Source organism: Rhodoferax sp. U2-2l, from assembly GCF_020594515.1.
GTDB lineage: Bacteria > Pseudomonadota > Gammaproteobacteria > Burkholderiales > Burkholderiaceae_C > Rhodoferax.
In genome coordinates this window covers 139,088-164,870 of sequence record NZ_JAJCTH010000007.1, presented here as the reverse complement: position 1 = coordinate 164,870, position 25,783 = coordinate 139,088, and the positions used below count along the sequence as shown (strand labels likewise).

Genomic DNA, 25,783 nt, shown 5'->3' with positions numbered 1-25,783 from the left:
CCCCTCCCGGCCTTCCCCCTGAAGGGCAAGCGCTTCGACACAGTGAGCATCCCCTATGGTTCTAGCCCCAACGGATCAAGCGCTCGTCGCCACAGCCGCCGTCGCACCTAAGCTGCAAACCTTTCTGGCGCTGGACTTTGGCATCAAGCGCACCGGTTTTGCCGTGGGCAACCGCCTGCTGCGCACCGCCCAGCCGCAAGGCACGATCACCGCCGAGGGCGACGCGCGCTTTGTCAAGATTGCCGCCCAGCTCAAAGAATGGCAGCCTGACGCGCTGGTGGTTGGCGTGCCGTTTCACCCGGACGGTGCCGCGCATGAAAACACCGCGCGCGCCCGGCGTTTTGCCCGCCAGTTGCATGGGCGCTTCAAGCTGCCGGTGTTTGAGGTGGACGAGCGCTACACCACCACCGAAGCCCTGTCAGGCGGCGCCCGCGATGCCGATGCGGCGGCCGCCTGCATCATCCTGGAACAATTTTTAAGGAATCTGCCCCCATGAGCATGCTCGAACTCGATGCCGAAGCCCTGTATGGCGACTTGCTGGCCAGTGTGAAGATGGTGTTCAAACCCGGCATGCGCCTGATGGGCATCACCTCCGGCGGCGTCTGGCTGGCGCAACGCCTGCAGCAAGACCTGGGGCTGACCGAGCCGATCGGCGTGATTTCGTCCGCCATGCACCGTGACGACTACGCCAGCCGCGGCATGGCTGCCGCCGCCCAGACGCAGATTCCGTTTGATGTGACGGGGTCGCACATCCTGCTGCTCGACGACGTGCTGTTCACGGGCCGCACCATCCGTGCGGTCATCAACGAGCTGTTTGACTTTGGCCGCCCGGCCAGCATCAAGCTGGCGGTGCTGGTGGACCGGGGCGGGCGCGAGCTGCCGATTGCGGCCGACATGTGCGCCGCGCGCATCCATCTGGCGGCCAACCAGTCGCTGAGCCTGGCGCGCGACGAGTCCGGCCGTTTCAGTTTTAACGTGAAAGTGCGCTGACCATGCTGTATAAAAACAACCCGCAACTCAACAAACACGGTGAGCTGATTCACCTGTTGTCCACCGAAGGCCTGCCCAAAAGTGTGCTGACCCATGTGCTCGACACCGCGACGAATTTCGTCTCGGTGAGTGACCGTGAGGTGAAAAAGGTGCCGATGCTGCGTGGCAAAAGTGTCTTCAACCTGTTTTTTGAGAACTCCACGCGCACCCGCACCACCTTCGAGATCGCCGCCAAACGCTTGAGTGCTGACGTGATCAATCTGGACATCACCAAGTCCTCGGCGTCCAAGGGGGAGTCGTTACTCGACACCATTGCCAACCTTTCCGCGATGGCCGCCGATATTTTTGTGGTGCGCCACAGCGAGTCGGGCGCACCCTACCTGATCGCCCAGCATGTGGCGCCGCATGTGCATGTGGTCAACGCTGGTGACGGCCGCCACGCGCACCCGACCCAGGGCCTGCTGGACATGTACACCATCCGGCACTACAAAAAAGACTTTTCCAACCTGACCGTGGCCATCGTCGGCGACGTGTTGCATTCACGCGTGGCGCGCTCCGATATCCACGCCCTGACCACCCTGGGATGCGCCGAGGTGCGGGTGGTCGGCCCCAAAACCCTGGTGCCGAGCGACATGGCGCAGATGGGTGTGCGGGTCTGCCACACGCTCGAAGAAGGCATCAAAGGCTGCGACGTGATCATCATGCTGCGCCTGCAAAACGAGCGCATGAGCGGCGCGCTGCTGCCCTCCAGCCAGGAGTTTTTCAAGAGTTTTGGCCTGACGCCCGAGAAGCTGCAACTGGCCAAGAGTGATGCCATCGTGATGCACCCCGGCCCGATCAACCGTGGCGTCGAGATTGACTCGGCGGTGGTCGACGGCGCGCACAGCGTGATCCTGCCGCAGGTCACCTTTGGTATTGCGGTGCGCATGGCGGTCATGAGCATCGTGGCCGGCAACGAGCCCTGAGCCTCCCCCATTCACCGAGACGACTGTTATGAACACACCCAAGACTGTGCTGATCCGAGGCGGGCGGGTCATCGATCCGGCCAGCGGTTACGACCAAAAAGCCGATGTGGCCCTGGCTGGCAATGCCGTGCTTGCTATTGGCGATGTAGCGCCTGATTTTTCACCCGAACTCACCATCGACGCCACGGGCTGCCTGGTGTTACCCGGCCTGGTGGACCTGGCGGTGCGCCTGCGTGAACCCGGTTACGAGCACGCCCGCATGCTGGAGTCGGAGATGTCGGCGGCGGTGGCCGGTGGCATCACCAGCCTGGTCTGCCAGCCCGACACCGACCCGGTGCTCGACGAGTCCGGTCTGGTCGAGATGCTGCGGTTTCGCGCCGAAAAATTGCAACAGGCCCGGGTCTACCCGCTGGGTGCCCTGACGCGCAACCTGCAAGGCACGGTGCTGACCGAGATGGTCGAACTCACCGACGCCGGTTGTGTCGCCTTCAGTCAGGCTGAGGTGGCGCTCTCCAACACCCAGGTGCTGCAGCGGGCTTTCCAGTACGCCAGCACTTTTGGTTACGCCGTCTGGCTGCGCCCGCAGGACGCGTTCCTGGGCCAGGGTGTGGCCGCCAGCGGCCCGCTCGCCACACGCATGGGCCTGAGCGGCGTGCCGGTGATGGCTGAAACGATTGCGATGCACACCATTTTTGAGCTGATGCGTGCCACCGGCGCACGCGTACACCTGTGCCGCATCAGCAGCGCCGCTGGCGTCGAGCTGGTGCGCCAGGCCAAGGCGCAGGGTTTGCTGCTGACCTGCGATGTCAGCATCAACTCGCTGCACCTGACCGACACCGACATGGGCTACTTTGACAGCCGCGCCCGCCTGACCCCGCCGTTGCGCCAGCAGCGTGACCGCGACGCGCTGCGTGCCGGTCTGCTCGACGGCACGATTGACGCGCTGGTGTCGGACCACACACCGGTCGATGACGACGCCAAGATGCTGCCGTTTGCCGAGAGTGAACCCGGCGCCACCGGGCTGGAGTTGCTGCTGAGCCTGGCTTTTAAGTGGCATCTGGACAGCGGCGCACCCTTGCAACGGGCCCTCTCGGTCGTCACCGACAGCCCCGCCGCGCTGCTGGGCAAGGCCATCGGCACACGCCAGGGCCGCACCGGCCATCTGGCTGTGGGTGGCTTGGGTGATGTGTGCGTGTTTGACCCACAAGCCGCCTGGACGGTGAGAGCCGATGCACTGGTAAGCCAGGGCAAACACACGCCGTTCTCGGGTTACGAGCTGCCTGGCCGGGTGCGTTGCACCGTGATTGGTGGCCGGGTGGTGTACCGGGCCGGGTGATCCGGCGCAGTCGGTGGCAGCCCGGTCATGGGGATTGGCCACGGTTGGATGCTTAAGACGGGGCTGATTTGTAGGGGTGTGGAAACCGGTGCAGGACTACAATCTTTTTTTGACCCCCATTCAACCCGCACGGCATCACGAAGGTGTATTCGCATGGCGACCCCAACACAAGACAGCGACAAGTCTGAAGTCGTCAAGACAGACGCCACCTTCGAGGCTGCTGCCGATCTGTTTCGGGTGATGTCGGCGCCGATGCGGCTGCGGATCATCAACTGTCTGTGTGACGGGGAAAAGAACGTGAGTTACCTGTTGACCCGTGTCAACACCACGCAGCCCAACATGTCGCAGCACCTGAACACCCTCTACCAAGCAGGCATTTTGGCCAAGCGCCGCGAAGGCGTTCAGATTTTCTACCGCATCGCGGACCAGCGCGTCGTCTCCATTTGTGAAGCGATGTGCCATCACATCGCTGGCCAAACGACTTCCTGAGTGGGCGATGGGTCGCTCGCTACTGCCAGCTCTGGCTTGCAGGCCTGAAAGGTGAACATGATCCCCATCAAGACAGAGTCGGCGTGGCGGGGTACGGCGGACTGCAAGGTGTGTGGTGTTCGTCAACTGGTGCTGTTTGCCGACCTCAACGAGCACGACTTTGGCCTGATTCACGCGCCCATCGACGAGTTGGACTACGCGGCCGGTGCCAGCCTGTTCACCGAGGGCAGCGCTGCCAAGGGGGTGTTCACCTTGCGTCAGGGCACGGTAAAACTGGTGCGCAGCACCCTGGACGGGCGCCCACGGATTGTGCGGGTGTTGCGCGCAGGCGACGTGGTGGGCCTGGAGGCGCTGGCCAGTCAGCAGTACGACAGCGACGCCATCACCTTGACACCGGCATCGGTCTGCCGAATTCCCCAGGATGTGGTTCTCAAGCTGTCGTCAAGCAGCCCCAGGCTTCATGCCCAGCTGATGAAAAAATGGCAGCACGCCCTCAAGGAAGCAGACGATTGGCTGGCTGACATGAATTTTGGGACGGCCAGGCGCCGCGTGGGCAACCTGGTGCTGAAGATGCGCAGCGCGGAAAACCGCGAGATATCGATGCTGTTTTCCCGCGAAGACATGGGCGCCATGCTCGACCTGAAGCTCGAGACGGTGAGCCGCGAGATCAGTCGCCTGGTGCGTGAAGGCGCCATGGAGCAGCTGGACAAGCAGGGCCGCATTTACCGCGTCTTGCAGCCCGACAGCCTCTTGCTGGACTGATGTCAACAGCCATCGACGCGGGTGGGCCCGCGGCCTACTTGCCCTTGATGGTGTAGCTGCCGTCTTTGGCCCACTTGATTTCGGCGTCCAGAAACACGGTTTTCAACTCAGGCTTGTAGAGCTTGACCATGTCATGGGCTTCACCGCTGCGCCCACCGGCACCGCAGAAGAAGATGATGGGCTTGTCGGTGGGCAGCTTGTCGATGTTTTGTTCCAGGCTGTTGATGGGCATGTTGATCGCGCCCTTGAAGGTGCCGGCGGCAAATTCCTGCGGCTCGCGCGCATCAATCAGGTAAACGCTGTCGGGCGCCTCTTTGAAGATGCGCTCGAAAGAGGCCACCGTGATGGTGCCCGACTCCTTGCCCGCTTCCATCACCGGCGCCGCTTTCACGGTGGGGGCGGCATCCGCGGCGGTGGGACCTGCGCCATAGGCCTTGGCCCAGGCCGGGTAACCTTCGGGAATCACCTTGACGTTGGTGTAACCCAGTTTGATGGCTTTGGTGGCCGAGTCATTGCTGAGTTTGCAGGCCAGACCGTCGCAGTAGAAGAACAGCGCGGTGGCCTTGTCGGCGGGCAGCAGCTCGGGGGCCAGCTTGTCAAACTGCGAATCGGGCAGGTTGATGGCGCCCGGAATGTGGCCCAGGTCGTACTTGCGGGCTTTGGGACGGGCATCAATCACCGTGATGGGTGCTTTTTCATCCATCAGCTTCTTGAGATGCGCTACGCTCACGGCGTGCAGGTTGCCATTCTTGAGCCAGTCCGGAAAACCTTCGGCGTAGACCCGCACATTGGTGTAGCCCAGTTTTTCAGCCTTGAAGGCCGAGTTGTGGCTCAGCATACATTCCAGACCGTTGCAGTAAAACACCAGCAGGGTTGATTTGTCTGCGGGCAGCAGGGTAGGGGCCAGCTTGTCGAACATTGAGTCCGGAATGTTGACTGCGGTCTGGATATGACCCACGTCGTATTTGCGCACGGTGGGGCGGGAATCGATCAGCATCACACCGGCGATTTGGGGGACCACGGCGGCTTGTTGCTTCACAAATTCTGCGTTGACCAGCTTGCTGTACCAGCCCGCTTTGGCCACTTGCGCCGCGGGTGCCTCCTGGGCCTGTGCCGGGGTGCTGACCCAAGCTGCGCCAGCAGTCACGGCGACCATCAAGACCGCCGAAAGGATGGGGTGTCTGTGCGAAATCATGTTGGCTCCTACAAAGTAAGCAATGAAAAATGCCGGGCTGATCAACTGCAGGTGGCCGGTGCGTCACCGTCTTTGGCACCCTTGATCAAGAAGGCCTTGATGTCTTCCATCAGTTCGGCATCAGGGGTGTCGGCAAACTTGGCGGCCGCCTTGTTGGTGGCCTGGATGCTGGCGCGGTAGGCTTTGCTGACGTATTGGCTGACCTTGTCTTTGCCCTTGGCGTGTTTGTCAAGCAGCAGGTAGGCGCTCCATTCGGCCTTGGTCTTGGTGCTGGGATTGATGGAGCCGATGGGCGCTGCCGTGTGGCACGAGGTGCAAACGCTGCGGTAATACACGCGGCCACGTTTCCAGTCAGCGTCATAGGCCTGTGCCGAGAACGAGGCGCCCAGCAGGGCGATCAGCGCCGCGCCCGTGAGTGCTTTGAAGTGGGTCATATCCATGCTCCTGTAAAAAATGGGGGGGTCAGCTGAGTTCTTCCCAGCCGGTGATCATGGCTTTGACCTGGGAGGTGATCTTGTGACCGGTGGTGATCAGATAGATGTGCGAGATCAGAAAAGCCAGCATCAAAAACGCTCCGATGGTGTGCCCCACGGCGACCCACTCCAGTTGCAGGCTGCTTATGCCCCACCTGGCCCAGTCGGCGTAAAACAGGTAGAGCCAGCCGGTGATCCAGATCAGCGGGCTCAAGAGCGTGAGGATGGCCAGATACGTCAGGCGCTGCAGCGGGTTGTGTTTTTGCTGTGACGTGGGTTTGAAGGGGTGAGGTTCGCCCTTGAAGATGCCCGACGCGTAGTAGTTGGAGATCACCACGATGCGCTCAAAAGTGGGGATGTACTGACGCCATTCGCCGGTGGTGAGGTGCCAGAAGATGGCAAACACCCACACGCCCACCAGCGTCCACGCGGCCACCACGTGGTAATCCACCGCTTTCTCAAAGCCGAGCACGGTGTAGGTGCCATGGATTTCAAAGCCCGTGAGCAGCATGAAGATGATCAGGGCGGCTTGTGACCAATGCCACAGGCGCTCAAACACCTTGAACAGATAAACACGTTGTGTCATGTGGCTTCTCCTCAAACTTTGCGGCGGGACATCACCCGCACCGCGCCATGGCCCAGGACACCCAGCAGTGTCAGCAGCGCCAGGCCCCAACCGAGTTTGTCCACCAGCGGCATGCTGTGGGTACCGGGCAGGTAGATGCCGGGCAGACCGGCCAGGCGGCCATCCTTGGCATGGCAGTCCACACAGGCCAGCGCCTTGTCTTTGGGCGCCACCATGTGGTTGAGCGGCCAGGCCATTTCGGTGTTGATGAAGTCGTATTGACCGGAATACGGTGCGCCGGAATCGGCCATGCCCACGGGAATGGCTTTGGCCCAGTCCAGATTTTTCCAGTAGCCGGTGTCGTCGTTGCCGGCTGTGTGCGGGGTGATCAGCGTTTTGTTGATCGGATCAAACGGCTGGGTGCCGCGCATCACCTTCATCGGCCAGATCATGGATTTGCCGTCGGTTGGGCTGCCGTCGAGCTTGTTGATGTGGGTGGGCTCGGCGTTTTTTTCGATCTTGTCCGACAGCAAGGTGTAGTTCACCGTGCCGTTGAACCAGGCGTATTCGGGTTTCACGTTTTCAGCCAGCACAAACTGGCCCTTGCGCGACTCGTAGGTGATGTGGCCTTTCTCGTCCTTGAGCACGATGTGCTGGCCATTGGCGTCGCGTTTGCCAGCGGCTGACCAGTCCCAGACCATTTTGGTGGGCACACCACCGCGGGCAAAGGCCGGGATATGGCAGGTCTGGCAGGCCAGTTTGGCGGTGTGTTGGTTCAGACGCACGTTGGTTTTGTGCGGGCCATTGCCGTGGCACGACACACAGGTGGCCGGGTTGCCGTTGGCCGGATTGCCGCGCAGGTGGGCGCCTTTGGTGTCTTTGCCGGTGGCGGTGTAGCGGCTGCCGGCCACGTCATGGGCCGAGGTCTTGTGGCAGGTGGCACAGGTGAAGTCCAGGCCCGAGGCGTCCATGTGCACGTCCAGCTCAAAGTCAGGCGCGGCCATGGAGGTGTCCAGGTCGCCGTGTTTGACGCCGTCGCCACCGCCACCGTTGAAGTGGCAACCGCCGCAGGTGTCGCGGCTGGTCTTGCCGACCTTTTGGGCGATGTTGCTCAGGTCAATGGCTTTGAGGATTTTGCCGGAGCCGGGGGGGAACTCCATGTCCTTGGTGACCACGTTGCCGGCCAATCCGGCGGGTTTTTTGTAGTTGCCGGTGGTGTCGTGACACACCACGCAGTCCACGTTTTCTTCGGACTTGAAGTCAAAATTGTTGTCTTTCCAGCCGTAGCCCACATGGCAGCCGGTGCAGGAGGCCTGGTTGGAGGCGATGGAAATGCAGAAATTGTTGACCACCGTTTTCTTGCCCAGCACCTGGTTGGTGTCGGGGTTGAGAAACTCCCACTTCCAGTGTTTGGTACGGTGGATCTGGCCCGCCGCCTCGGTGTGGCAGCTGATGCACACCTTGGTCAACTCCGGCCCCGAAGCGAAGAACTGCTTGAGTTCCTGGAACTTGGCGTGGTCTGCGGAGGTCGTGAGCTTGAGCGGCTTGGCCGATTCTTGCGCTTGCGTTGCGTTGCTGCTTGCCAATGAGGCCAGGCCCAAGCATCCTGCCAAAAAGACGGCAAGCATCAAGCGCTGGTAACCTGGTTTCAAGTTCGGCTTCACGTTAAGCCCCTCATTCACATGGTGATGAAACACGCATTTTTCCCAATGAATTTTGGGTTTCTTATAAAACCAAGTATTGATATAAATCAACAGGGATGATTCAAGTCAACGCGTGTCGTCACCTGAACCCGCGGGCGAGGCTGGTGGAGTGGCCTGGCTGCAGTGGGCGGCAACAACTGGAGGCCGTGAGCCGTGAGATCAGTCGCCTGGTGCGGGGTGGCGATCGAGCAGCTTGGCAAGCAGGGCCGCATCTACCGCGTCTGGCAGCCCGAAAACCTCTCTTGGGGCCGATAGCGCCAATGGATGTGAGCGTTTCGCCGCCGCAAAAAATGTCGTTGGGTCCGCAGAATACTTGGCCTTGTAGGTGTAGCTGCCGTCGTTGGCCCACGTGAACTTGGCGTCTAGGAACATGGTTTTCGGTTCGGGTTTGTAGAGCTTGACCATGTCACGGGTTTCACCACCGCGCACACCGGCACCGCAAAGCCAGCGCCATAGGCTTCTTCCCTGGCGGGATAAGCTTCGGTCACCACCTTCAAGATGGTGTCACCCAGCTCGTTGGCTTGGGTGGCCGAGTTGTGGCTCAGCATGCACGCCGTGTCGGCTAATTCGGAAGATGGTTAATTCAGGCGGGCGTTGCCCCCCGGATTGCCCAGAGGCGCTGTTGTTCATCATGGTCTGCAGACGCTGGCCTGGGTTTGACCGCCGCTTGCGAGCAACCAAGCCCGCAACACGGCTTCAAGTGGCCGGTACCGGGTCCATGGCGGCAAACAGCGGCTGGACCAGATCGTCTTGGGCCAGGCAAAGATCGCGCAGATACGCCGTGATCTTTCCGGCGCCTTCGCGCCGCCAGGCCAGCGCGAGCGGCGAGGGCTGACGCCCCACCACCACCGGGCATTGGATGAGTTGATGCCGTTGGACCAGTTGACGCACCATGGCTTTGGGCAGAAAGCCACCGCCCAAGCCGCGGACGTGACAGGCGATCTTGGCATCCAGATCCGGGACGATGATTTCGGACTGGCCGGACAACCGCCACGCCGTGCGCTTGGTGAGTTGCCAAGCGGTATCTTCGACATTGACAGCTGGAAAACGGCGAAGTTTGTCGTTACCCAAAGGCTTGGGCGCCGTGGCCAGCGGATGCTCGGGTGCCACGACGAAGACCCAGTTGATGATTCCCAACGGCACGGTTGAAAAATTGTCGTCAATGGTGTCAAAGCCGGGCACGCCGATCGCCATCTGTCCGCCATGGTGCCGCAGTTCATCCCATACCCCCATGTAGACCTCCTGCCGCACCGTCAACTCGACGCCGGGAAATCGCTTGGCCAGATGTGCGAGCAGTGAGGCGATGGCATCGGCGTTGTAAAGCAGGTTGTTGATGACGAGCACAAAGCGGGCTTCGACGCCATCGTTGGCCTGCTGAATTTCCTGCGGTAAGGTTTCCATCCACTCGAAAACGCGGGATGCTTTGGCAAACAGCACGGCGCCAGACGGCGTCAAAGTCACCGTTCGGGTTGTCCGCACGAAAAGCTGGGTGTCAAGACTTGTTTCAAGGGTCTTGATGCGATAGCTGACGGTCGATGTCGTCTTGTGCAAGACCTCGGCCGCTTCAGAGAAGCTGCGCAGCTTCGCCACGGTGAAGAAGGTGTGCAAAGCCTCGGCATCAAACCGGGCCATGTGAGAAGTGAGCAAGTAAAACCCCCTGCGAGTGCGCCGCATGTGGCACCCGCGATAAACGGTGAACCACGGAAGCGGCCAGGAGAGCTTCCGCGGATGTGATCTACATCAGCTGGCCAATCCTCCGACAAACCGGGAAAAAAGTGATTATAAGAAGGAGCCGGGTTGAGCGCAGGGACCAACAGAATGCAGGTGAGTCACCGAACATGCCGTTTTCACCACGACGCGGCCGCGTTTGACGACGAAGTTGCGCACCGGTAAATCCAGCATGACATCCGCCACCCGTAAGGTGTCAAGCAGGACGAGATCGGCATCCCGTCCGACCGCCAGCCCGTAGTTGGGCAAGCGCATGGCTTGAGCCGGGTTCGTTGTCAGCATCGGCAAGACACTCGGTAGATCGTCGGCGCCACCAAGATGGCAGGCGGGAATGGCCAAAGCCGCGATCTGCAGCAAATCACCATTGCCGAACGGCGTGAAGGCGTTGCGCACGTTGTTGCTGGCCAGGCAGACGTTCACGCCGCCAGCGCGCAGCGCCCGAACCGGTGTGAGCGCCCGGCGCACCCGGCTTGTGTCGCGCCGGCCACCCAAGTGCAGGTCGGTCGCAGGCAGGCACATGACGGACATGCCAGCATCTCGCAAGAGCGCGATCACCGTATTGCGCCGCTCTTGCGGCAAGGCATCCAGCGCGGTGAGGTGACCGACACTGACACGGCCTTCATAGCCTTCAGCGATGGTTTTGCGGGCCAGGTACTCGACGGACATGGCGTGCGCGTCATCGCTGAAATCCTGATGCAGATCGATGTCTTTGTCGAAATCGCGTGCCAGTCGGAACACCCAATCGATGTGGGCATGCGCGTCCATGTCGTTGTAGGGAATGCCACCGACGACGTCCGCGCCCTTCTTCATGGCCTCAACCATCATCGCGTCGGTGCCCGGGGTCTTCAAAATGCCTTCTTGCGGGAAGGCGACAACCTGAATAGTCAGGATGTCGGCAAACTCCCGGCGCAGCGCCAGGACGGCGTCGAAGCCGGTGAAACCCTGCGCCGGGTCGAACTCGGCATGGGCCCGCACGTGGGTACAGCCAAAGCGCGACAGCTCCCGCAGCAAGCGGCGCGCGCGCAACATGATGTCGTCGTGGGTAAAGGTCGGCTTCAGTGCCGCCGTGATGTGGATGGCTTCTTGCAGGGTGCCGGAGCGGTTGGGGTGGCGTTCTGACACGAACGCTTTCTCCAGATGCAGATGAGAGTCCACCAGCCCAGGCATCAGCACCCGACCGGCGGCATCAATCTCAGTGGCGCCGTGGCCGTGCAGTTGGGGGGCGATCGCGCAGATGCGTGCACCCTCGATCGCAACATCCATCAAAGGCGTGTCGTCGGCGATGCGTGCTTGGCGAAAAACGAGGTCCATGGCGCGGCCTTCCAGTGATGCAAAAAAGTGTACGGCGGCGCGGCGGCGGCGGTGGGCTCTGCACCCACCGCGCTACCGCCGCGCCGCCATACTACCGCTAGAGCATCAGTGTTCGCCCGACAACTTGGCCGAGAAGGCCAACAGTGCTTGATAGAAGCACTCGGCTGGCGGGTAGGTGATGCCAGCGCCGATCATCCCGACACCGGCGTCCTTGTGCGCGATGGCGGTGTTGATGACCGGCAAGATACCGGTCTGCACCACCTTGCGGATGTCAATGCCGGTGGAGATGCCTTTGAAATCGAGCAACGGAATCGTGACGTTCGGATTCTCTGCCGTGGTGATCTCGCTCATGCGAACCGAGAAACCGATCGCATCGTCGATGGTGCCGCCCACCAGTGCGACGATGGCCGGCGCGGTCGCCATGGCGAAGCCACCAATGCCATAGGTTTCGGTGATGGCGCTGTCGCCAATGTCGAGTCCCGAATCCTCCGGCTTGTAGCCCGCAAACATCGGTCCGACCACGCGCTGCGCCGGCCCTGTGAACCAGGTGTTGCCCGGGATGCCGCTGATCCGGATGCCGAATTCGACGCCGTTGCGGCACATGGTCGTCACGATCGTGCTGTCCGGGACGCCGTGGGCGGCGTCCAGCGCGCACTTGCACAGTGCCATCCAGGTCGGACCCGAGAAGTAGTCGCTGCTGGCGACAAAGTCAAACACCTGACGCTTTTGCGCTGTGGTGAAGCCTTCCGCCTCCAGGATGTGCGGCGCCAGGGCCTGAATCAACAAGGTGGTGCCCGCCACGTTGCGGTTGTGGCACTCGTCGCCCATATGCAGCGCTTGCGACAACATCAGTCGCAGGTCGATCTCGCCAGCGCGCTCCAGGGCCGCCTTCAGCATCGGGCCCAGGACATCGCGCATCCAGTTCAGGCGTTCGATCACGCTCGCGTCGTTGGCGCCCATGCGAAGAATCTTCGCCATCTGTTCGCTCAAGTTGGTGTAAGCGACGTTGCCATAGGTCTTGTTCTTCACGATGTGCATGTACATCGACGCCGAGGTCACGCCGGCCATGGAGCCAACGCAAGCGTGCTCGTGGCAGGGCGAGAAGGTAATCGCGCCGGACGCTGCAACGCGCGCTGCATCTTCGAGGTCAGTGGCAAGACCTTCAAAGACCAGGGCGCCAGTGACAGCACCCCGCATGGCGCCATTCATGCGCTCCCAGGCGATCGGGGGGCCAGCGTGCAGAATGGTCGTTTTGGTCATGCCCGGCACGACATCGATCGCCCGTCCGTAGCCCACCAGCACCGGGTGCGAGTTGATGATGCGCTGCACCGCCTGCTCGTTGGCCCGCTCGATGCGCTCGGCCAATGCGGGATCAGCCAGTTTGTCCAGTGCCGCCACCACCGCAGGGTTGCTGCCACCCGGCGGACGCCAGTCCAGATGCACAACGGGGGCGCCTTGGCGGGCGATGTCGTCCTTGAACATTTCAATGCCGATATTGACGACATTGACACCCTGAAAGAGAGATTCGATGGGTTTCATTACTTCACATCCTTTTCAACAAAGCCGCGCGCAAGCAGACCGGCGTTAGTACAACTGCTGGCGATCGTGACACCAGCGGACTCTAGCTTCTTGACCTGCTCGTTCAGCGCCGGGGTGTCCATTTCGGTGCCCAGCACATAGGCCAGGATTTCAAGGTGACGTCCCTGTTGCGCTGCGAGCGCCTTGGCTTCCATGATGCTTGGCAGCGTCACGCCAACCGGGTCGGCGTGGGCACCAAAACCGATGATGAAGTCCATGACGATGACGCCGACGGACGGGTCTTGGGCCTCGCGCTTGAAGCGCTCAATGCGCAGCGAGGGGTCGATCATCGGGTGCGGACGACCGCGGGTGAAATCGTCATCACCGAAATCGATGAACGTATGCTCCTGGCTCACGTCGAGATCACGCATCCGGTGCGCGGGATCCTTGGCGATGTTGCTGTAGACGTTGTCGAACTTCTCCTTGGCCAGGAACATCAACTCGTCACACAGCGTGCCGCCGCACATCAGGGCCCGGATGTACTTCTGCTCGGCCGTGAGTTTCAAACGTGTTTCGGCGATCAGGGGCAGATTCAAGGCGCGCTTGTTGATGCCCGATTCAGCGATACCACTGAGGAGCACCGCCTTCAAGGCCGCTTCCTTGGTGGCGCGTGCGAAATGGCCGCCAGCTTCCACCACAGCGTCTTCCGCGCCGCCGAGGATGCAGACCACGACCGGTTTGCCGCAAGCCTTGATTTCGGCCAGCACCTTCTTCTCCACGCTCTTGGGGGCAGGCTTGGACACCAGGACGATGACCGCGGTTGCCGGGTCAGCCGCCAAGGCGCGGATGCCGTCAATCATCATGATGCCGCCCACGCGCTCCGACAGATCGCGTCCGCCCGTGCCGATCAGCTGCGAGATGCCACCACCAAAATCGTGGATGCGCACGCTGATTTCCTGGCTACCCGTGCCCGACGCGCCGACGATGCCGATGTTGCCGCGGCGCACCGCATTGGCGAAGCACAGACCCGTGTTGCCAAGGATCGCGGTACCGCAATCAGGTCCCATCATCAGCAAACCTTTGTCGTGGGCCAACTGCTTGAGCGCCACTTCGTCCTCGATGCTCACGTTGTCGCTGAACATGAGCACGTGCAGGTTGCGCTCGAGCGCTTGACGCGCTTCACGTGCTGCGTACTCGCCCGGCACGGCGACGATGGCCAGATTGGCCTCAGGCACATGCTCACACGCACTGGACAGGGTGGCGAAGCTCATCTCCTTGGCGCCGCCAGACTTGCGCCGGGTCTTCATCAATGCCTCGATTTTCTCGAGGGCCAGCGCACACGCCTCGTCGTCGGCTGCCTTGACCACAATCATCAGGTCGCCGGCGCCGGCTTCATCGATTTGCGGTACGAACAGGCCGACGTTTCGCAAAACGCCTTTGTTCATCTCGGTACCCATGGCGACGACCGCCTGGTCAACGCCTTCGATCTGGTTGGCTTTCGTTGACAAAGACATCAGCGATACCGAATCGAAATAGGTACTGGTTTTTATGGTGACTCTCACTGCCATGACAAATAACCTCCTAGGTGCAAAAAAACTGGTTTGAAAGAATGGGTCAACCGCCCTATTGCGGCTGACCCGGTAGTGCGAGGCGGGTCGGCAGCGCCATGAGTGATGGCGCGCTGCTGACCGTTGGCAGTGCAGGCTGCCAGGGTTTGCCAGACCGTTCGAATTCAAGCTGCAGGCGCAGACCGCAGACGATGCCGGCGACGATGTCGCTGCCGGACGTCGATCCGATGGCCAGCACGCGCCGCAGCGGGGCCGTCCATGCGTCTGCCTCGCCATGAAGAAGTTGTTGAATCAATTCCGCCATGCAGGCGCGCACGCGACCGGTAGCGGCCTTGGACAGTGCGGCGTAGCTGATGGCGTTGGTCGTGTGCACGGCCCCAGCCACCATCTCCAGGCACAGGGCGCCAAGCCCAAACAGGGGGCTTTGCTTGACATGCAGCACAGCAAACAGGCCGACCAGGAAATCGTCGCCCGACGGCGTCAGACCGGGCCCCAGGCCCATCAACAAGCGCGCCTGCGCACAAGCATCAGAAGAATCCTGGCGCAGGATCGCATCGCGCAGACGCGATGTTGTGCTTGACAACATCCTGGACACCGCATGGTCAAAATCGGTGCCCTCGGCAAGGCCATCGTCGTTGCCAAGCAGGGCCGATCGCAGCATGCCGGCAAGAGAGTTTTCGCGTTGCAGAAACTGCGCCATCGCATCCAGGTTGCACCCCAAGCGCCCCGACGCCATGTTGTAGACAGGCAATGTGCCATGCCACCCCTTGGCGTGGTCGAAATGCACTTCCAGGGCGCTGTCGATACGCATCACCCCGGCGGTGGCCACCACCTGCTGGCACATCGCGACACCGGTGTTGCTGAAATCGACCATGTCCACCACCATCGTGTTGGGTGCATTGTCGATGTCGCGACTGGCCAATGTGAACAGCTCGCCACTGGCGCCTTCGATGTTGATGACGTGTTGGAAAACGCTGTGCACCCGCCCGCGCCAGTGCGCGCTGGCGCCCAGATCACACATGAACGCTTGATCGGCGCTGCGTGCCGACGCGACGAGCGTCACACGCCGTGCAGACGGTGCCTCGTGTGCGGGGCTCAACAGGTGATTCAAAGCGTTCATCTCGTGATCCAGCCACTCAGGTCACACTTGCGTGCTGGCTGCCAACAGCGTCAGCGATTGCGCCTTGTGCGCCTGGTAAAGCGGATTCGTCGGGTCCGCTTGAATGGCGTTCTCGATCGCTGCCGCGGCTTGCTCATGGCGTCCCAGCGAGCGCAGGCTGTTGGCCAAATGAAACCAATAGTCATAACGATGGGCGCGTCCTTCAAGCAGCAGGTGCATCTCTGCCACCGCTTGCTCATGCCGGTTCAGCTCGCGCAAGTAGTTGGACTTGTGGTAGCGGAAGTAAGTTTGCGTAGGCGCCGCGGCGATCGCGGTGTCGTATTCGCTCAGCGCCTGCTCAGGCCGCTTCATGGCGCGCAGGCAGTTGGCGGTGTAGAAATAGAACTCCAGCGCATCCGGCTGTGCCGCCAGCGCAGAGCGATACGCCTGCAGGGCCTCTTCGTGGCGCCCCAGTTCACCCAGGACGTAGCCTTTGTAGTAGGCAATGTCCAACGGATCGATGGAACCTGTGTGCGCCGCGGTTTCGAGCAGGAGAAGGGCGCGTGCGTCGTCGTACGCGCGAATGGCTGAGCGCACTTCCTGCAGCTCCGAGGCCTGGCTGGGGGCAGCCGCCCCCTCCAGGATCTGGATCACACGGGTCTGGCCATTGTTGCGGGCATGTGCCAGGGAAGAGACGCCATCACGGTCGGCCATGTTGGCATCTGCGCCCGCGGCGAAGAGTGTGGAGACGATGTCGGCATAAAGCCTGCCGCCGTCACCCAGGATCACGGCCTCCATCAAGGCGGTCCAGCCGAGTTTGTTGGCGTGATTGACCGCAATGCCGGCATCGATGGCCACCTGGACCGTGCGAAGGTAACCCTTTTCACTTGATGGCAGCAACGGGGTTCCGCCAAAGCGGTTCACGCTGCTGCGGTCAGCGCCTGCGTCGATCATCACCCGCAAAATCGCGGAGAAACCATTGGCGCCAGCGCAAAGATAGGGCGTCAGCTCGGTCACGTCTCTGGCGTTGACATCACTGCCCGCTGCAATCAGCCGCTTGACCAAGGGCAAATTGTTCTTTTGCGTCGCCACCATCAGGGCGGTGCGGCCACTCGCGTCGCGGGTGTCCACCGCTGCGCCCGCAGACAGCAGTTGCTCCACTGCCGCCAGGTCTTCTTGTTCGACCTTGGCGAACAGTTCTGTCGCTAGATTGTTTTCGTTCATGTCAATGCCTTTTTGGAACGGTGTTGGTTCAGGCTCAATTCACGGACATCGCTCACCGCGCTGCCGCCGTGGTCGATGGGGCGAACTTGGCCGCTTCACGCCGATCCAGCACATACTTCAGGACGAAGACGCCGGCAATCATGACGTAGCCTTGAACCAGTCCCATGGCGGTGGAGCCGGGGGCAACGATGCCGACTGTCGGCGAGTGGATAAAGCCCACATAGGTCAATGCAGCGGCCACGAGTGCTGCCGCGACACCGCGCAGCGGCTGGTTGAGGATGGCGAAGATGGCGATGCAACCCCACAGCAAACTGGACATGGGTGCGCCGTTGCCAAGGTGAGACAGCCCGACGTAATACACCCCTTTGGCGGCCAGTGTCTTGGTGCCCAAGGTGGCAATCGAGGTCCCTGCAGCTGCCATGACGTTGTTCACAATTGTCAAAGCCCAGTTGGCCACCCAGGGGAACAAGGCGACGACGATCACCGGCACTTCATTCTTGGGTGACTCGCGCACCACCTGATTGGCGGTGACGATGCCGATGTAGACCAGGATCGGCACAATCGCCGCAATCGGGATGAGGGCGAGCAGGAAAGAGCCCAGCCCAAAGAGCGTGACCAGGAACATCGTCACGCCGCTGGCCACCGTGTAGCCGATGCCTGCACCCAGAGACTTCCAGCCCACGTGGCCGACGTAAACCGTCACCGGGTAGGGGTTGCCGAGCATCGCGCCGACGGTGGATGCCGCGCCGTTGACCATCATCACCTTGCGGGTTGGGTAGGAGTCACCAGCAGCGTGGGCGCTTTCGATGTTCTCCAGGTCGAAAACGTAGTTGGCCAGGCCGAGCGGAACTGCTGAGGCCAGATAAGGCAGCGAATGCGGCAGGCCTTGCAGGAAGCTGTCCACATGCAAGCCGGGCGGGTTGAAGCCAGCCAAGCTCAGCGCGTTGGTGATCGCCTCGGGGCTCTGCAGTCCGAAGCCCCAGGCCAGCGCCGCGCCAACGACGAGCAGCAGCAGACCGGTGGGGATCTTCGGGAACAGCGGTGACTTGCCGAACCAGTTGATGAAGATGAGCGTCAGCACAACGAAGGCCACCACGGGTGCCTCGAAGGACTGCAACAACGGGTTCATCGCCAACAGCATGATGCCCAGGCCGGCCAGGCACGACAGCAGCACGGTGCGCGGAATCATGCGCCGCAACGTGTCACCGAAGAAGGCGCCAAAGAAAAGAATGGACGCTTCAAGAACGCACCACACCAAGGCCAACTGCAAGGCGAATTCAGCGTTCCCTGTGGTCTTGTAGACGGGCATGATCACCAGGAACGTGACCGTGAAGATCGAGGGAGCGCTCGGCCCGGAGGGCAAAGCGGTGACGTCGGTTCGACCCGTGCTCTTGGCCAGTTGCCAGGCAAACCACCCGTAAAACAAGCTTGCCAACATGACGGCGAGGCCGAACGCAGGTGCGATGGTTCCATAAACCATGTCCTGCGGGATGCCGACAACGAATATCAGCAGGCCGATCATTGTCAGCAGGTTGGTGAGGTTGTTGGTTAGCAGCCCGAAGAAGGCAGCCCAATCCCCTTTTCTCCACAAAATATCTTTGGTCATGATGTTTAGCTCTATTAACTGTTAGTCATTGATGTATGGCCTAAGCCATCTTCGGGTGGATCTCAGATCCTCCCGACCATCGTTGATCGCGACGGATGGGCATCTTTGAGCCACTGCGGCGGATAGTAGGTGCGCCAATTCAAGTCCACAAGCGCGCTTCCAAACGTTTCAACAAACCCCTACCGATTGTTCGGATTTGGCGTGATATTCACGTTCAAGCGCTTTTTGGGCGACCGCTGAAGTGCGGTTGGCATCGATGGGGGTGGCGCGCGGCAGGCCATTCGATTTCGACATTGGCGCCGTCATTGTTCAAGAATCTTCCACAGTGGGCGTGGGGCCCAAAGCTAGACTGAATCGCTTCATCATCTCTTCGCACTGTCAAGGAAATTACCCATGAGAAGCTCAGTCAACATCCCGCGTCGGCTCATTGTTGCCATTGGTGGCAACGCCATGGACCCCGCTGAAGGCAAGGGAACACCAGAGGAGCAGAAGGCCATCGCCTACTCAACCGCCAAGGCCATGCTGCCCCTGCTCGAGTTGGACAACCAGCTCGTGCTGGTCCACGGCAACGGCCCACAGGTCGGCAAGTTGCTGTTGGCAAATGCCATTGCGCGTGAACGCGTGGCGCCGCAGTCGCTGGACATCCTGGTGGCGCAGACGCAAGGCGCCATGGCTTACATCCTGGCGCAGGCCTTTGAAAACGCTTTGCGCGAAGTGGGCAACCCACGCCACGTCGTCGGCCTGGTCACGCAAGTGGAAGTTGATCGTGATGATCCGGCATTCCAGAATCCGACCAAGCCTGTTGGCCCGTTCTTTAGCGAAGCCGAAGGCCAAGCGCTGGCCGCCGAGCTGGGGGTGACGGTCAAGGAAGATTCCGGGCGCGGGTGGCGCTATGTCGTGCCATCCCCCATGCCCAAGCATGTGTGCGACATCTCATTGGTTGAATCTCTGATGTGCACCCGCACCGTGGTCATCGCGGGTGGCGGTGGCGGTATTCCCGTGGTTCGTGACGAGCACGGCCGACGCCATGGCGTTGACGCGGTCATTGACAAGGACCTCACCACGGGCGTGATGGCCAATGTGCTGGGCATCCGTGACATGATGATTCTCACCGCCGTTCCGCGCGTGGCCATCAATTTTGGCAAGCCCGATCAGCGTGAATTGAAGCGGGTGTCGCTGTCCGAGATGCGCGCCTACCAAGCCCAGGGTCACTTTCCTGCCGGCAGCATGGGGCCAAAAATCGAAGCCGCGTTGCTGTTCCTGGAAGCGGGTGGCAAACGGGTCATCGTCACCAGCCTGGACACCGCCGTGCCTGCCCTGCGTGGCGACACCGGCACGCACATTGTTCGGGACGAAGATCTTTAACGGTGCCGCGCCCGCCAAGGTGAAGCACCTGGCGGGCAACACACCCTCACCACCGTATCTGCCCGGGCTTGACCGCTCGCCAGCTCTGGCGAACGAGCCGCTCACTGCCGGGGCAGACGCGCCATCCAACTTGGCCAGCGCATGTCGCACAGGCCCAGTTCGCCATCCGTATTGCCATGACTGAAATATCCCACTATCAATTTGAGCGCTGGTCCCGACAGTTTGGCAACCTTGATCTGCAGATATACCGGCTGTCATTGGCCTGCAAGATTGATCTCGGCCAGACTGGGATGGTGGACAGCGTCATCGCCAATACCGACTTGTCTGGCGGAAAAAACAAGTCGCGGGCTTTCACGACGATGCGAGGCCTGTTGATTCTGCGACTGTTGATGCAGACCAAGGCGAGCGCCGAACTGGGCAGCCGCGCGGCTGCAACGCTGGGCCACTATCAACTGGACCGTTTGTATGAGCGCATTGGGCGCAGATGAGCTAACGGGTTGAATCAGCCAGAGAACCCGAGGTAGGTGATGGCGTGATCCAACTGGCACGGTGCCACATGGCATCGCGCTGTTGCGCCGCCTTCTGGACGCGAACCCGGCGTCAGCGCGTCAGCGCCATGAACAGCTTGGGCAGTTGTTCGGGCAGGCGGGTAATGTTGTCAATCACCGTGTACTGCTGGCCAAAGATGTCGCTCACATAGGTGTCTGCCGCGGCATCCAGGTTGATGCAGTAGGTGAATATCCCTTGGTTGCTCAGCTCGCGTACCGCCACTTTGGCGTCTTCGATCAGCAGGCGCTCGTCTTTCACATCAATGTCTGACGGCTGGCCGTCGGTCAGCACCAGCAGCAGCTTTTTATCCGCCGTTTGGGTGCCGAGCGTGCGGGCGGCATGACGCAGCGCGGCGCCCATGCGGGTGCTGTAGCCCGCCTGAATGGCGGCCAGGCGGGCCTTGACCTCATCGCCCCAGCGTTCGCCAAAGCCTTTGAGGTGGTAATAACGCACATCGTGCCGCGTGTTGGAGTGAAAGCCGGCAATGGCCAGCGGGTCGCCCAGTTGTTCAATTGACCAGGCCAGCAAGGAAACCGCTTCCTGGCTGAGCTGCAGCACAGTCTGCGCCGAGCCACGCGCTTGGTCGCCCAGCGACTGCGACAGGTCCAGCAACAAGGTCACCGCGATGCTGCGGCCATTGGTGGTGTGGCTCATGTTGATGCGCGGGTCGGGCTGGCTGCCGCTCCTTAAATCGATCAGCGAGCGGATCGCCACGTCCAGGTCCAGCTCGCTGCCGTCCTCCTGGAAGCGCACGCGCACCTTGTCCTGCGGTTTGAGCAGGTCCAGCAGGCGCTTGAGCCGTTTGGCCAGCGCCGCGTGTTTGGCCAGCAGCGCGTCGATGTCGGCCGGGTTGCCGCTGGGGTGCAGGCGCTCGTACAGGCTGACCCAGTCCGGGCGCAGGCTTTGGCTGCTGTAGTCCCACTCAGGGTAGTGGCGCGGCGGCAGGGTTTGCAGCTCTTGCGTGGACGGGGTCTGGTCGGGGTTGTCGAAGTTGTCTTCGTCGTCACTGAGTTCGTGAAAGCGCCACAGGTGGCGGTTGTCGTCGCGGTAATCGACCTCGGTGTCTTGGAACCAGGTGTCAGGCAAGCGGTCACTCTGAAGGCTGGTTTTGGCCAGGTAGCTCAGGCTCAAGCTGGCCATGTCGGTGGTGCTGGCGTCACCTTGGGCCAGCAGCGCGTGAAAGCGCTGCACCCACTCGGCGAGTTGCGGGCTCTCAAAGCGTTTGGGTGGGTCCAGCAAGGCGCGTGACAACATCGCCAGCCGGTGCCGCAGGCAGGAATGGGTGGCCGGGTTGCACGCGCCATCGACCGGCTTGGGGTGGAGCGCCGAATAAATGCGCCGCATGCCGGGGTACTCGCGCAGCGTCAGCCAATCCATGCGTGCGTCTTCAAAACACTCGATGGCCAGGCGCTGCGCCGGGCTGAAGTTGTCGGCAAAAATCGGTGTGCTCCAGCGCCGGTGCGCCGCCATGTGGGCCAGCGCCGCGCGGTAACGGTCCAGCCCGCTGATGCCCGCGCGCTCGTCGTACACGTCGGGCAGGCGCATGCCCAGCGCGTCAAAGTAGGGCATGGGCTGGCGCTGCACGTCAAAGGTGGTGGAGTAAGGCACCAGCACATCGCCGTCCTGCCACAGCGCACGCAGGTACAGGTCCAGCGCGCGGGTGTGGTCCATCAGCAAGGTGCCGTGGCGCTCGCGCTGCAGCACGGCGCGGCTGTCGGCACTGCTCAGGCTGAAAAAATCGCGCTGCTGCTCGGGGTGGTGGCTGTAGTTGCGAATGCCGTAGTTGACCCAATTGCTCAGGCCCTGCAAGCTGAGCACGCCCACCAGCAGCGGTGCTTTTTCAAAAAAGACGCCCAAGCTCGGGCTGGCATAAGTTTTGTGGATGCCGTGGATGGAGCTGCTGGTGCGCTCCATCAGCAGCAGGCACAAGTCGAGGTAGTGCTGTAGCTGATGTTGGCTTGCCAGCCTTTGGCTGACGGGGCCGAGGGCTTGTAAAAACGGCGCAATGGCGCGGCCATTGGGTGACTTGTTGATCTGCCGAACGGTGAGCATGACGGCGTCCAGCGCGGATTCGCCCACGTTGTGGGCCACCAAGGGCCAGGCCTGCAAAAAGGTCAGCGCCGGCTCCACGCCCCGGCCCATCTTTCCCAGAAAACGTGCCTGGGTCAGGTAGTCGTCCAGCCCTTCGGCGCTGAGCTTGGCCTGTGCCTCGGCCAAACAAGCCTCAAACACATCGTCGATCTGGGCAAAACCGCAGTCCAGCTGCTTGCGCCAGGCCAGGAACTGATCGGCGCTGATGGTGGCGGTTGGGCTGCCACTGGCGCTCGTGGGCGGCAGCGCGCTGGGCATCAACGGTGGCAACACGGCAGGGGCCATGGCGGCAGGTCCGGTTTAGCCAAACACCGCGTCAATCGCGTGGTCGAGCGTGGCGCGGATGTCGGAGTCATCGGTGATCGGGCGCACCAGCGCCATGCGACAGGCGTCCAGCGGGTCCACGTCGGCTTTGATCAGCGTGGCGGCGTACACCAGCAGGCGGGTGGAAATGCCTTCGTCCAGGCCATGGCCTTTGAGCGCGCGGGCCGTGGCCCCAATCTTGACCAGCCGTACTGCGTCGGCCATGTTGACGCCGGTCTCGGTGGTGATGATGCTGGCTTCCAGCTCTGCCGCGGGGTAGTCAAAATCAAAGCCGACAAAGCGCTGTTTGGTGCTTTGTTTCAGGTCTTTCATCAGGCTCTGGTAGCCGGGGTTGTAGGAGATGACGAGTTGAAAGTCGGGGTGGGCCTGGATCAGCTCGCCCTTTTTGTCCAGGGGCAACTGGCGCCGGTGGTCGGTCAGCGGGTGGATGACCACGGTGGTGTCTTGCCGGGCTTCGACAATTTCGTCCAGGTAACAGATCGCGCCGATGCGTGCCGCAACGCTAAGCGGTCCGTCGAGCCAGCGGGTGCCGTTGGCCTCTAAAAGGTAGCGGCCCACCAGGTCGGAGGCGGTCATGTCTTCGTTGCAGGCCACGGTGATGAGCGGTTTGCCCAGTTTCCAAGCCATGTATTCGATAAAGCGCGATTTGCCGCAGCCGGTGGGGCCTTTGACCATGACCGGCAGCCTGGCCTTGTAGGCGGCCTCAAACAGTGCCACCTCGTTGCTTTGCGGCTGGTAGAACGGCTCTTGGGTGATGGTGTATTGCTGGGCCAGGGTGGTCATGGTGGGTTCCTGCGTGATCGTTGTGGCTGACAGGTTACTGGTCAGGTCGTCTGGTGTGCGCGGGCGGTGGGATTTTTGACGCTGTTGGGGTTTGAGTCAGAGGTCAGAAGACTGTTGGCTTTAACCGCAGCGCGCGCTGGGTATCCGACTCCGCGGCTGTCCCCCGCCCTGCGGGCTCCTCCTTGATGCCGCTGCGTCAGATACCCAACGCACGCTGCTTGACGGTGTGGGCAATCAAAGTGCATGAATGAATTTCCCCTATGTTTGGTACCAACGTCGTCTCGGGCATGTTGTGATGGGTTGCCCTGCAGAGCGAAATTAAGGAGGAGAAAGTGGCCGGGAGGCCGCTTTCGGGGGACATTCGCGGCGCAGGGCATCCCGTCGCAACGTGCCTTCCACGAAAGTCGCCCACGGTAACTTGTCGCCCCAAAACTCCCAAAAAAGGAGACGAAACCCCTTCGCCAAGCAAAACGCTGCACAAAAAACGCGGGGTAGCCTGCCGCAACAAACTACCCCGCAGTTGCATTTTTACCAATGCTCCGAGATGACGCTATGGGCGAAATGCTTATTTATGCACGCCCAGCTTCTCGCGCCAGCCCGGGAACAACTTGTCGGCGTCACCCGGGAACGACTCAAATGCGCGGGCAAACTCTTTGTGCTCCTTGGCAAACTCGATCGGGTCAGCGCCGCTCTTCCAGCATTCATACGACTGACGCAGAGAAATGGCACCGGCTGCGGGGCTGTCGATGTGGCCGTAGGAGCCGCCGCCCGAGGTGTTGATCACGTTGCCGTGGCCCAGGTTCTTGAAGAAGCCCGGCAGGCGCAAGGCGTTCATGCCTCCTGAAATGATCGGGGTGGTGGGCTTCATGCCGTACCACTTCTGGAAATAAACCGGGCCCTGGCACTCATCACGCTCGATCATGTAGGCGATGTTGCGGTCATCGTTCTCGCCCTCCATCTTGCCGTATCCCATGGTGCCGACGTGGATGCCGCTGGCCCCTTGCAGACGCGAAATCTTGGCCAGCACAAAGGCGGTGTAACCGCGTTTTGCCGATGGTGATGTGATCATGCCGTGGCCGGCGCGGTGGTAGTGCAGGTACTGGTTGGGGTACTGACGGCGCGCGGTGGTGACCATGCCGGGGCCGCCGACAAAACCGTCCACCAGGAAAGCCACTTTGTCGGCGTCCGGGCCGAAGGCTTCCAGAATGAAGTCAGCCCGGGCGCACATTTCGTAGTGGTCGTCGGCGGTGATGTTGGCTGAGAACAGCTTGGCCTGGCCGGTTTCGTCCTGGGCGCGCTTCATCGCGTCATAGACCAACGGGTACACCTTCTTGGCTGGGCAGAATACCTGGTTGCCTTGTGGCTCGTCGTTCTTGATGAAGTCGCCACCCAGCCAGAACTGGTAGGCAGCTGCGGCAAACGGCTCGGGGCGCAGGCCCAGCTTGGGCTTGATGATGGTGCCGGCAATGTAGCCGCCATCTTTCATCGGGCGGCCCAGGATGCGCCACATGTCGGAGATGTCCTTGCTCGGGCCGTCAAACAGCTGGATGGCGCGCTCAGGCATGTAAAAGTCGTGGATCTTGGCGTGTTTGATGTCGCCCATGCCCTGGTTGTTGCCGATCACCAAGGTGAGGAACGACACGATCATCATGCGGCCGTCGGTCATGTTGCGGTCGAACAGGTCGATCGGGTAGGCAATGCGCATGTCTTCGGTAGCTTCGTCGATGTAATACACCAGCGCGTCCACACCGCGGGTGAAGTCGTCGGTGGTGCTGACTTCCACATTGGTCCCCGTGGACGATTCCGCCGCAAAGTGCGCCGCCGCTTCCAGGTAGCCATAGCCGGGCTTCGGTGCCATTTTGTAGGCCACCAGAATGTGTTTACCCCCGGCAATGAGGTCTTCTTCCTTGAGGCTCAGGTCGGCGTAGCGGTTCGATTGATCCATGGGGTAACTCCTGTGAGTGCAGTCGGGTTAGTGATGGTCTGAACTATAGACAGGCATATTCATCATGAAAATTCAAATAAATTGCCAGTCTGATCAGAAAAATCTGATGGGTGACAGTCCACCCCCACGGCCCGACGCACCTCGGTCAAAGCCACCACGGCAACGTTCTCTGTCAAGAAAGCCATCAATTTCAA

The 25,783-nt window shown here is 61.3% G+C and carries 23 protein-coding genes; 8 read left to right on the top strand and 15 right to left on the bottom strand.

The window, feature by feature from the left end; translation table 11 throughout:
• Nucleotides 1-55: 55 nt before the first annotated feature.
• The 6 genes from ruvX to LHU53_RS08690 all read left to right on the top strand — a co-directional run bounded on the left by ruvX (nt 56) and on the right by LHU53_RS08690 (nt 4,542).
• Entirely contained in the window at nt 56-496 is a 441-nt protein-coding gene (gene ruvX, locus LHU53_RS08715; protein WP_227332250.1) for a Holliday junction resolvase RuvX, read from the top strand.
• Nucleotides 493-990 (top strand): bifunctional pyr operon transcriptional regulator/uracil phosphoribosyltransferase PyrR, encoded by a 498-nt coding sequence (pyrR, locus tag LHU53_RS08710; protein ID WP_227332249.1) that lies wholly within the window; start codon nt 493-495, stop codon nt 988-990. The genes ruvX and pyrR overlap by 4 nt, the downstream gene beginning before the upstream one ends.
• Nucleotides 991-992: 2 nt before the next feature.
• On the top strand, nt 993-1,955 hold the full coding sequence (locus tag LHU53_RS08705; protein ID WP_227332248.1) for an aspartate carbamoyltransferase catalytic subunit: 963 nt from the start codon (nt 993-995) through the stop codon (nt 1,953-1,955).
• 28 nt (nt 1,956-1,983) lie between these two features.
• Nucleotides 1,984-3,291, top strand: coding sequence for a dihydroorotase (locus LHU53_RS08700; RefSeq protein ID WP_227332247.1), 1,308 nt, complete (start codon nt 1,984-1,986; stop codon nt 3,289-3,291).
• 153 nt (nt 3,292-3,444) lie between these two features.
• Nucleotides 3,445-3,780: a helix-turn-helix transcriptional regulator gene (locus LHU53_RS08695; protein ID WP_227332246.1), complete on the top strand. Its 336-nt coding sequence runs from the start codon at nt 3,445-3,447 to the stop codon at nt 3,778-3,780.
• A 57-nt stretch (nt 3,781-3,837) separates the two neighbouring features.
• Nucleotides 3,838-4,542 (top strand): Crp/Fnr family transcriptional regulator, encoded by a 705-nt coding sequence (locus LHU53_RS08690; protein ID WP_227332245.1) that lies wholly within the window; start codon nt 3,838-3,840, stop codon nt 4,540-4,542.
• Between the two features lie 34 nt (nt 4,543-4,576).
• On the opposite strand, the gene LHU53_RS08685 is transcribed toward LHU53_RS08690, so the two are convergent.
• From LHU53_RS08685 to LHU53_RS08630, 12 genes are all read right to left on the bottom strand, one after another.
• Complete coding sequence (locus tag LHU53_RS08685) at nt 4,577-5,737, bottom strand: rhodanese-like domain-containing protein (RefSeq protein WP_227332244.1); 1,161 nt, start codon at nt 5,735-5,737, stop codon at nt 4,577-4,579.
• Between the two features lie 41 nt (nt 5,738-5,778).
• Nucleotides 5,779-6,171: a hypothetical protein gene (locus LHU53_RS08680; protein ID WP_227332243.1), complete on the bottom strand. Its 393-nt coding sequence runs from the start codon at nt 6,169-6,171 to the stop codon at nt 5,779-5,781.
• 28 nt (nt 6,172-6,199) lie between these two features.
• The gene (locus tag LHU53_RS08675; protein WP_227332242.1) at nt 6,200-6,796 is read right to left on the bottom strand and encodes a cytochrome b/b6 domain-containing protein; all 597 of its coding nucleotides are present in this window, start codon (nt 6,794-6,796) and stop codon (nt 6,200-6,202) included.
• 11 nt (nt 6,797-6,807) lie between these two features.
• Nucleotides 6,808-8,427 carry a tetrathionate reductase family octaheme c-type cytochrome gene (locus LHU53_RS08670; protein ID WP_227332241.1) on the bottom strand — a complete coding sequence of 540 codons (1,620 nt, stop codon included), beginning with the start codon at nt 8,425-8,427 and terminating at the stop codon, nt 6,808-6,810.
• A gap of 210 nt (nt 8,428-8,637) precedes the next feature.
• Nucleotides 8,638-8,883: a hypothetical protein gene (locus LHU53_RS08665; protein ID WP_227332240.1), complete on the bottom strand. Its 246-nt coding sequence runs from the start codon at nt 8,881-8,883 to the stop codon at nt 8,638-8,640.
• Between the two features lie 291 nt (nt 8,884-9,174).
• Nucleotides 9,175-10,110, bottom strand: a complete 936-nt coding sequence (gene allS / locus LHU53_RS08660; protein ID WP_227332266.1) for an HTH-type transcriptional activator AllS — start codon at nt 10,108-10,110, stop codon at nt 9,175-9,177.
• Between the two features lie 147 nt (nt 10,111-10,257).
• Nucleotides 10,258-11,517 carry an amidohydrolase family protein gene (locus LHU53_RS08655; protein ID WP_227332239.1) on the bottom strand — a complete coding sequence of 420 codons (1,260 nt, stop codon included), beginning with the start codon at nt 11,515-11,517 and terminating at the stop codon, nt 10,258-10,260.
• 105 nt (nt 11,518-11,622) lie between these two features.
• Nucleotides 11,623-13,056, bottom strand: coding sequence for a DUF1116 domain-containing protein (locus LHU53_RS08650; RefSeq protein ID WP_227332238.1), 1,434 nt, complete (start codon nt 13,054-13,056; stop codon nt 11,623-11,625).
• The gene (gene fdrA / locus LHU53_RS08645; protein ID WP_227332237.1) at nt 13,056-14,603 is read right to left on the bottom strand and encodes an acyl-CoA synthetase FdrA; all 1,548 of its coding nucleotides are present in this window, start codon (nt 14,601-14,603) and stop codon (nt 13,056-13,058) included. Before fdrA ends, LHU53_RS08650 begins: the two co-directional genes overlap by 1 nt.
• A gap of 55 nt (nt 14,604-14,658) precedes the next feature.
• Nucleotides 14,659-15,723: a DUF2877 domain-containing protein gene (locus tag LHU53_RS08640; protein WP_227332236.1), complete on the bottom strand. Its 1,065-nt coding sequence runs from the start codon at nt 15,721-15,723 to the stop codon at nt 14,659-14,661.
• A 21-nt stretch (nt 15,724-15,744) separates the two neighbouring features.
• Nucleotides 15,745-16,926: an ankyrin repeat domain-containing protein gene (locus LHU53_RS08635; protein ID WP_227332235.1), complete on the bottom strand. Its 1,182-nt coding sequence runs from the start codon at nt 16,924-16,926 to the stop codon at nt 15,745-15,747.
• A 52-nt stretch (nt 16,927-16,978) separates the two neighbouring features.
• The gene (locus LHU53_RS08630) at nt 16,979-18,532 is read right to left on the bottom strand and encodes a xanthine permease (RefSeq protein WP_227332234.1); all 1,554 of its coding nucleotides are present in this window, start codon (nt 18,530-18,532) and stop codon (nt 16,979-16,981) included.
• Between the two features lie 393 nt (nt 18,533-18,925).
• Between LHU53_RS08630 and LHU53_RS08625 the strand changes: the two genes are divergently transcribed.
• Both LHU53_RS08625 and LHU53_RS08620 read left to right on the top strand, forming a co-directional pair.
• The gene (locus tag LHU53_RS08625) at nt 18,926-19,897 is read left to right on the top strand and encodes a carbamate kinase (RefSeq protein ID WP_227332233.1); all 972 of its coding nucleotides are present in this window, start codon (nt 18,926-18,928) and stop codon (nt 19,895-19,897) included.
• Between the two features lie 68 nt (nt 19,898-19,965).
• Nucleotides 19,966-20,385: a hypothetical protein gene (locus tag LHU53_RS08620; protein WP_227332232.1), complete on the top strand. Its 420-nt coding sequence runs from the start codon at nt 19,966-19,968 to the stop codon at nt 20,383-20,385.
• Between the two features lie 112 nt (nt 20,386-20,497).
• Here LHU53_RS08620 and LHU53_RS08615 read toward each other — a convergent pair whose 3' ends face one another.
• The 3 genes from LHU53_RS08615 to LHU53_RS08605 form a co-directional block, all read right to left on the bottom strand.
• The gene (locus tag LHU53_RS08615) at nt 20,498-22,822 is read right to left on the bottom strand and encodes a nitric oxide reductase activation protein NorD (RefSeq protein ID WP_227332231.1); all 2,325 of its coding nucleotides are present in this window, start codon (nt 22,820-22,822) and stop codon (nt 20,498-20,500) included.
• Between the two features lie 15 nt (nt 22,823-22,837).
• Nucleotides 22,838-23,644: a CbbQ/NirQ/NorQ/GpvN family protein gene (locus tag LHU53_RS08610; protein ID WP_227332230.1), complete on the bottom strand. Its 807-nt coding sequence runs from the start codon at nt 23,642-23,644 to the stop codon at nt 22,838-22,840.
• Between the two features lie 565 nt (nt 23,645-24,209).
• On the bottom strand, nt 24,210-25,589 hold the full coding sequence (locus LHU53_RS08605; protein WP_227332229.1) for a ribulose-bisphosphate carboxylase: 1,380 nt from the start codon (nt 25,587-25,589) through the stop codon (nt 24,210-24,212).
• Nucleotides 25,590-25,783: the final 194 nt, after the last annotated feature.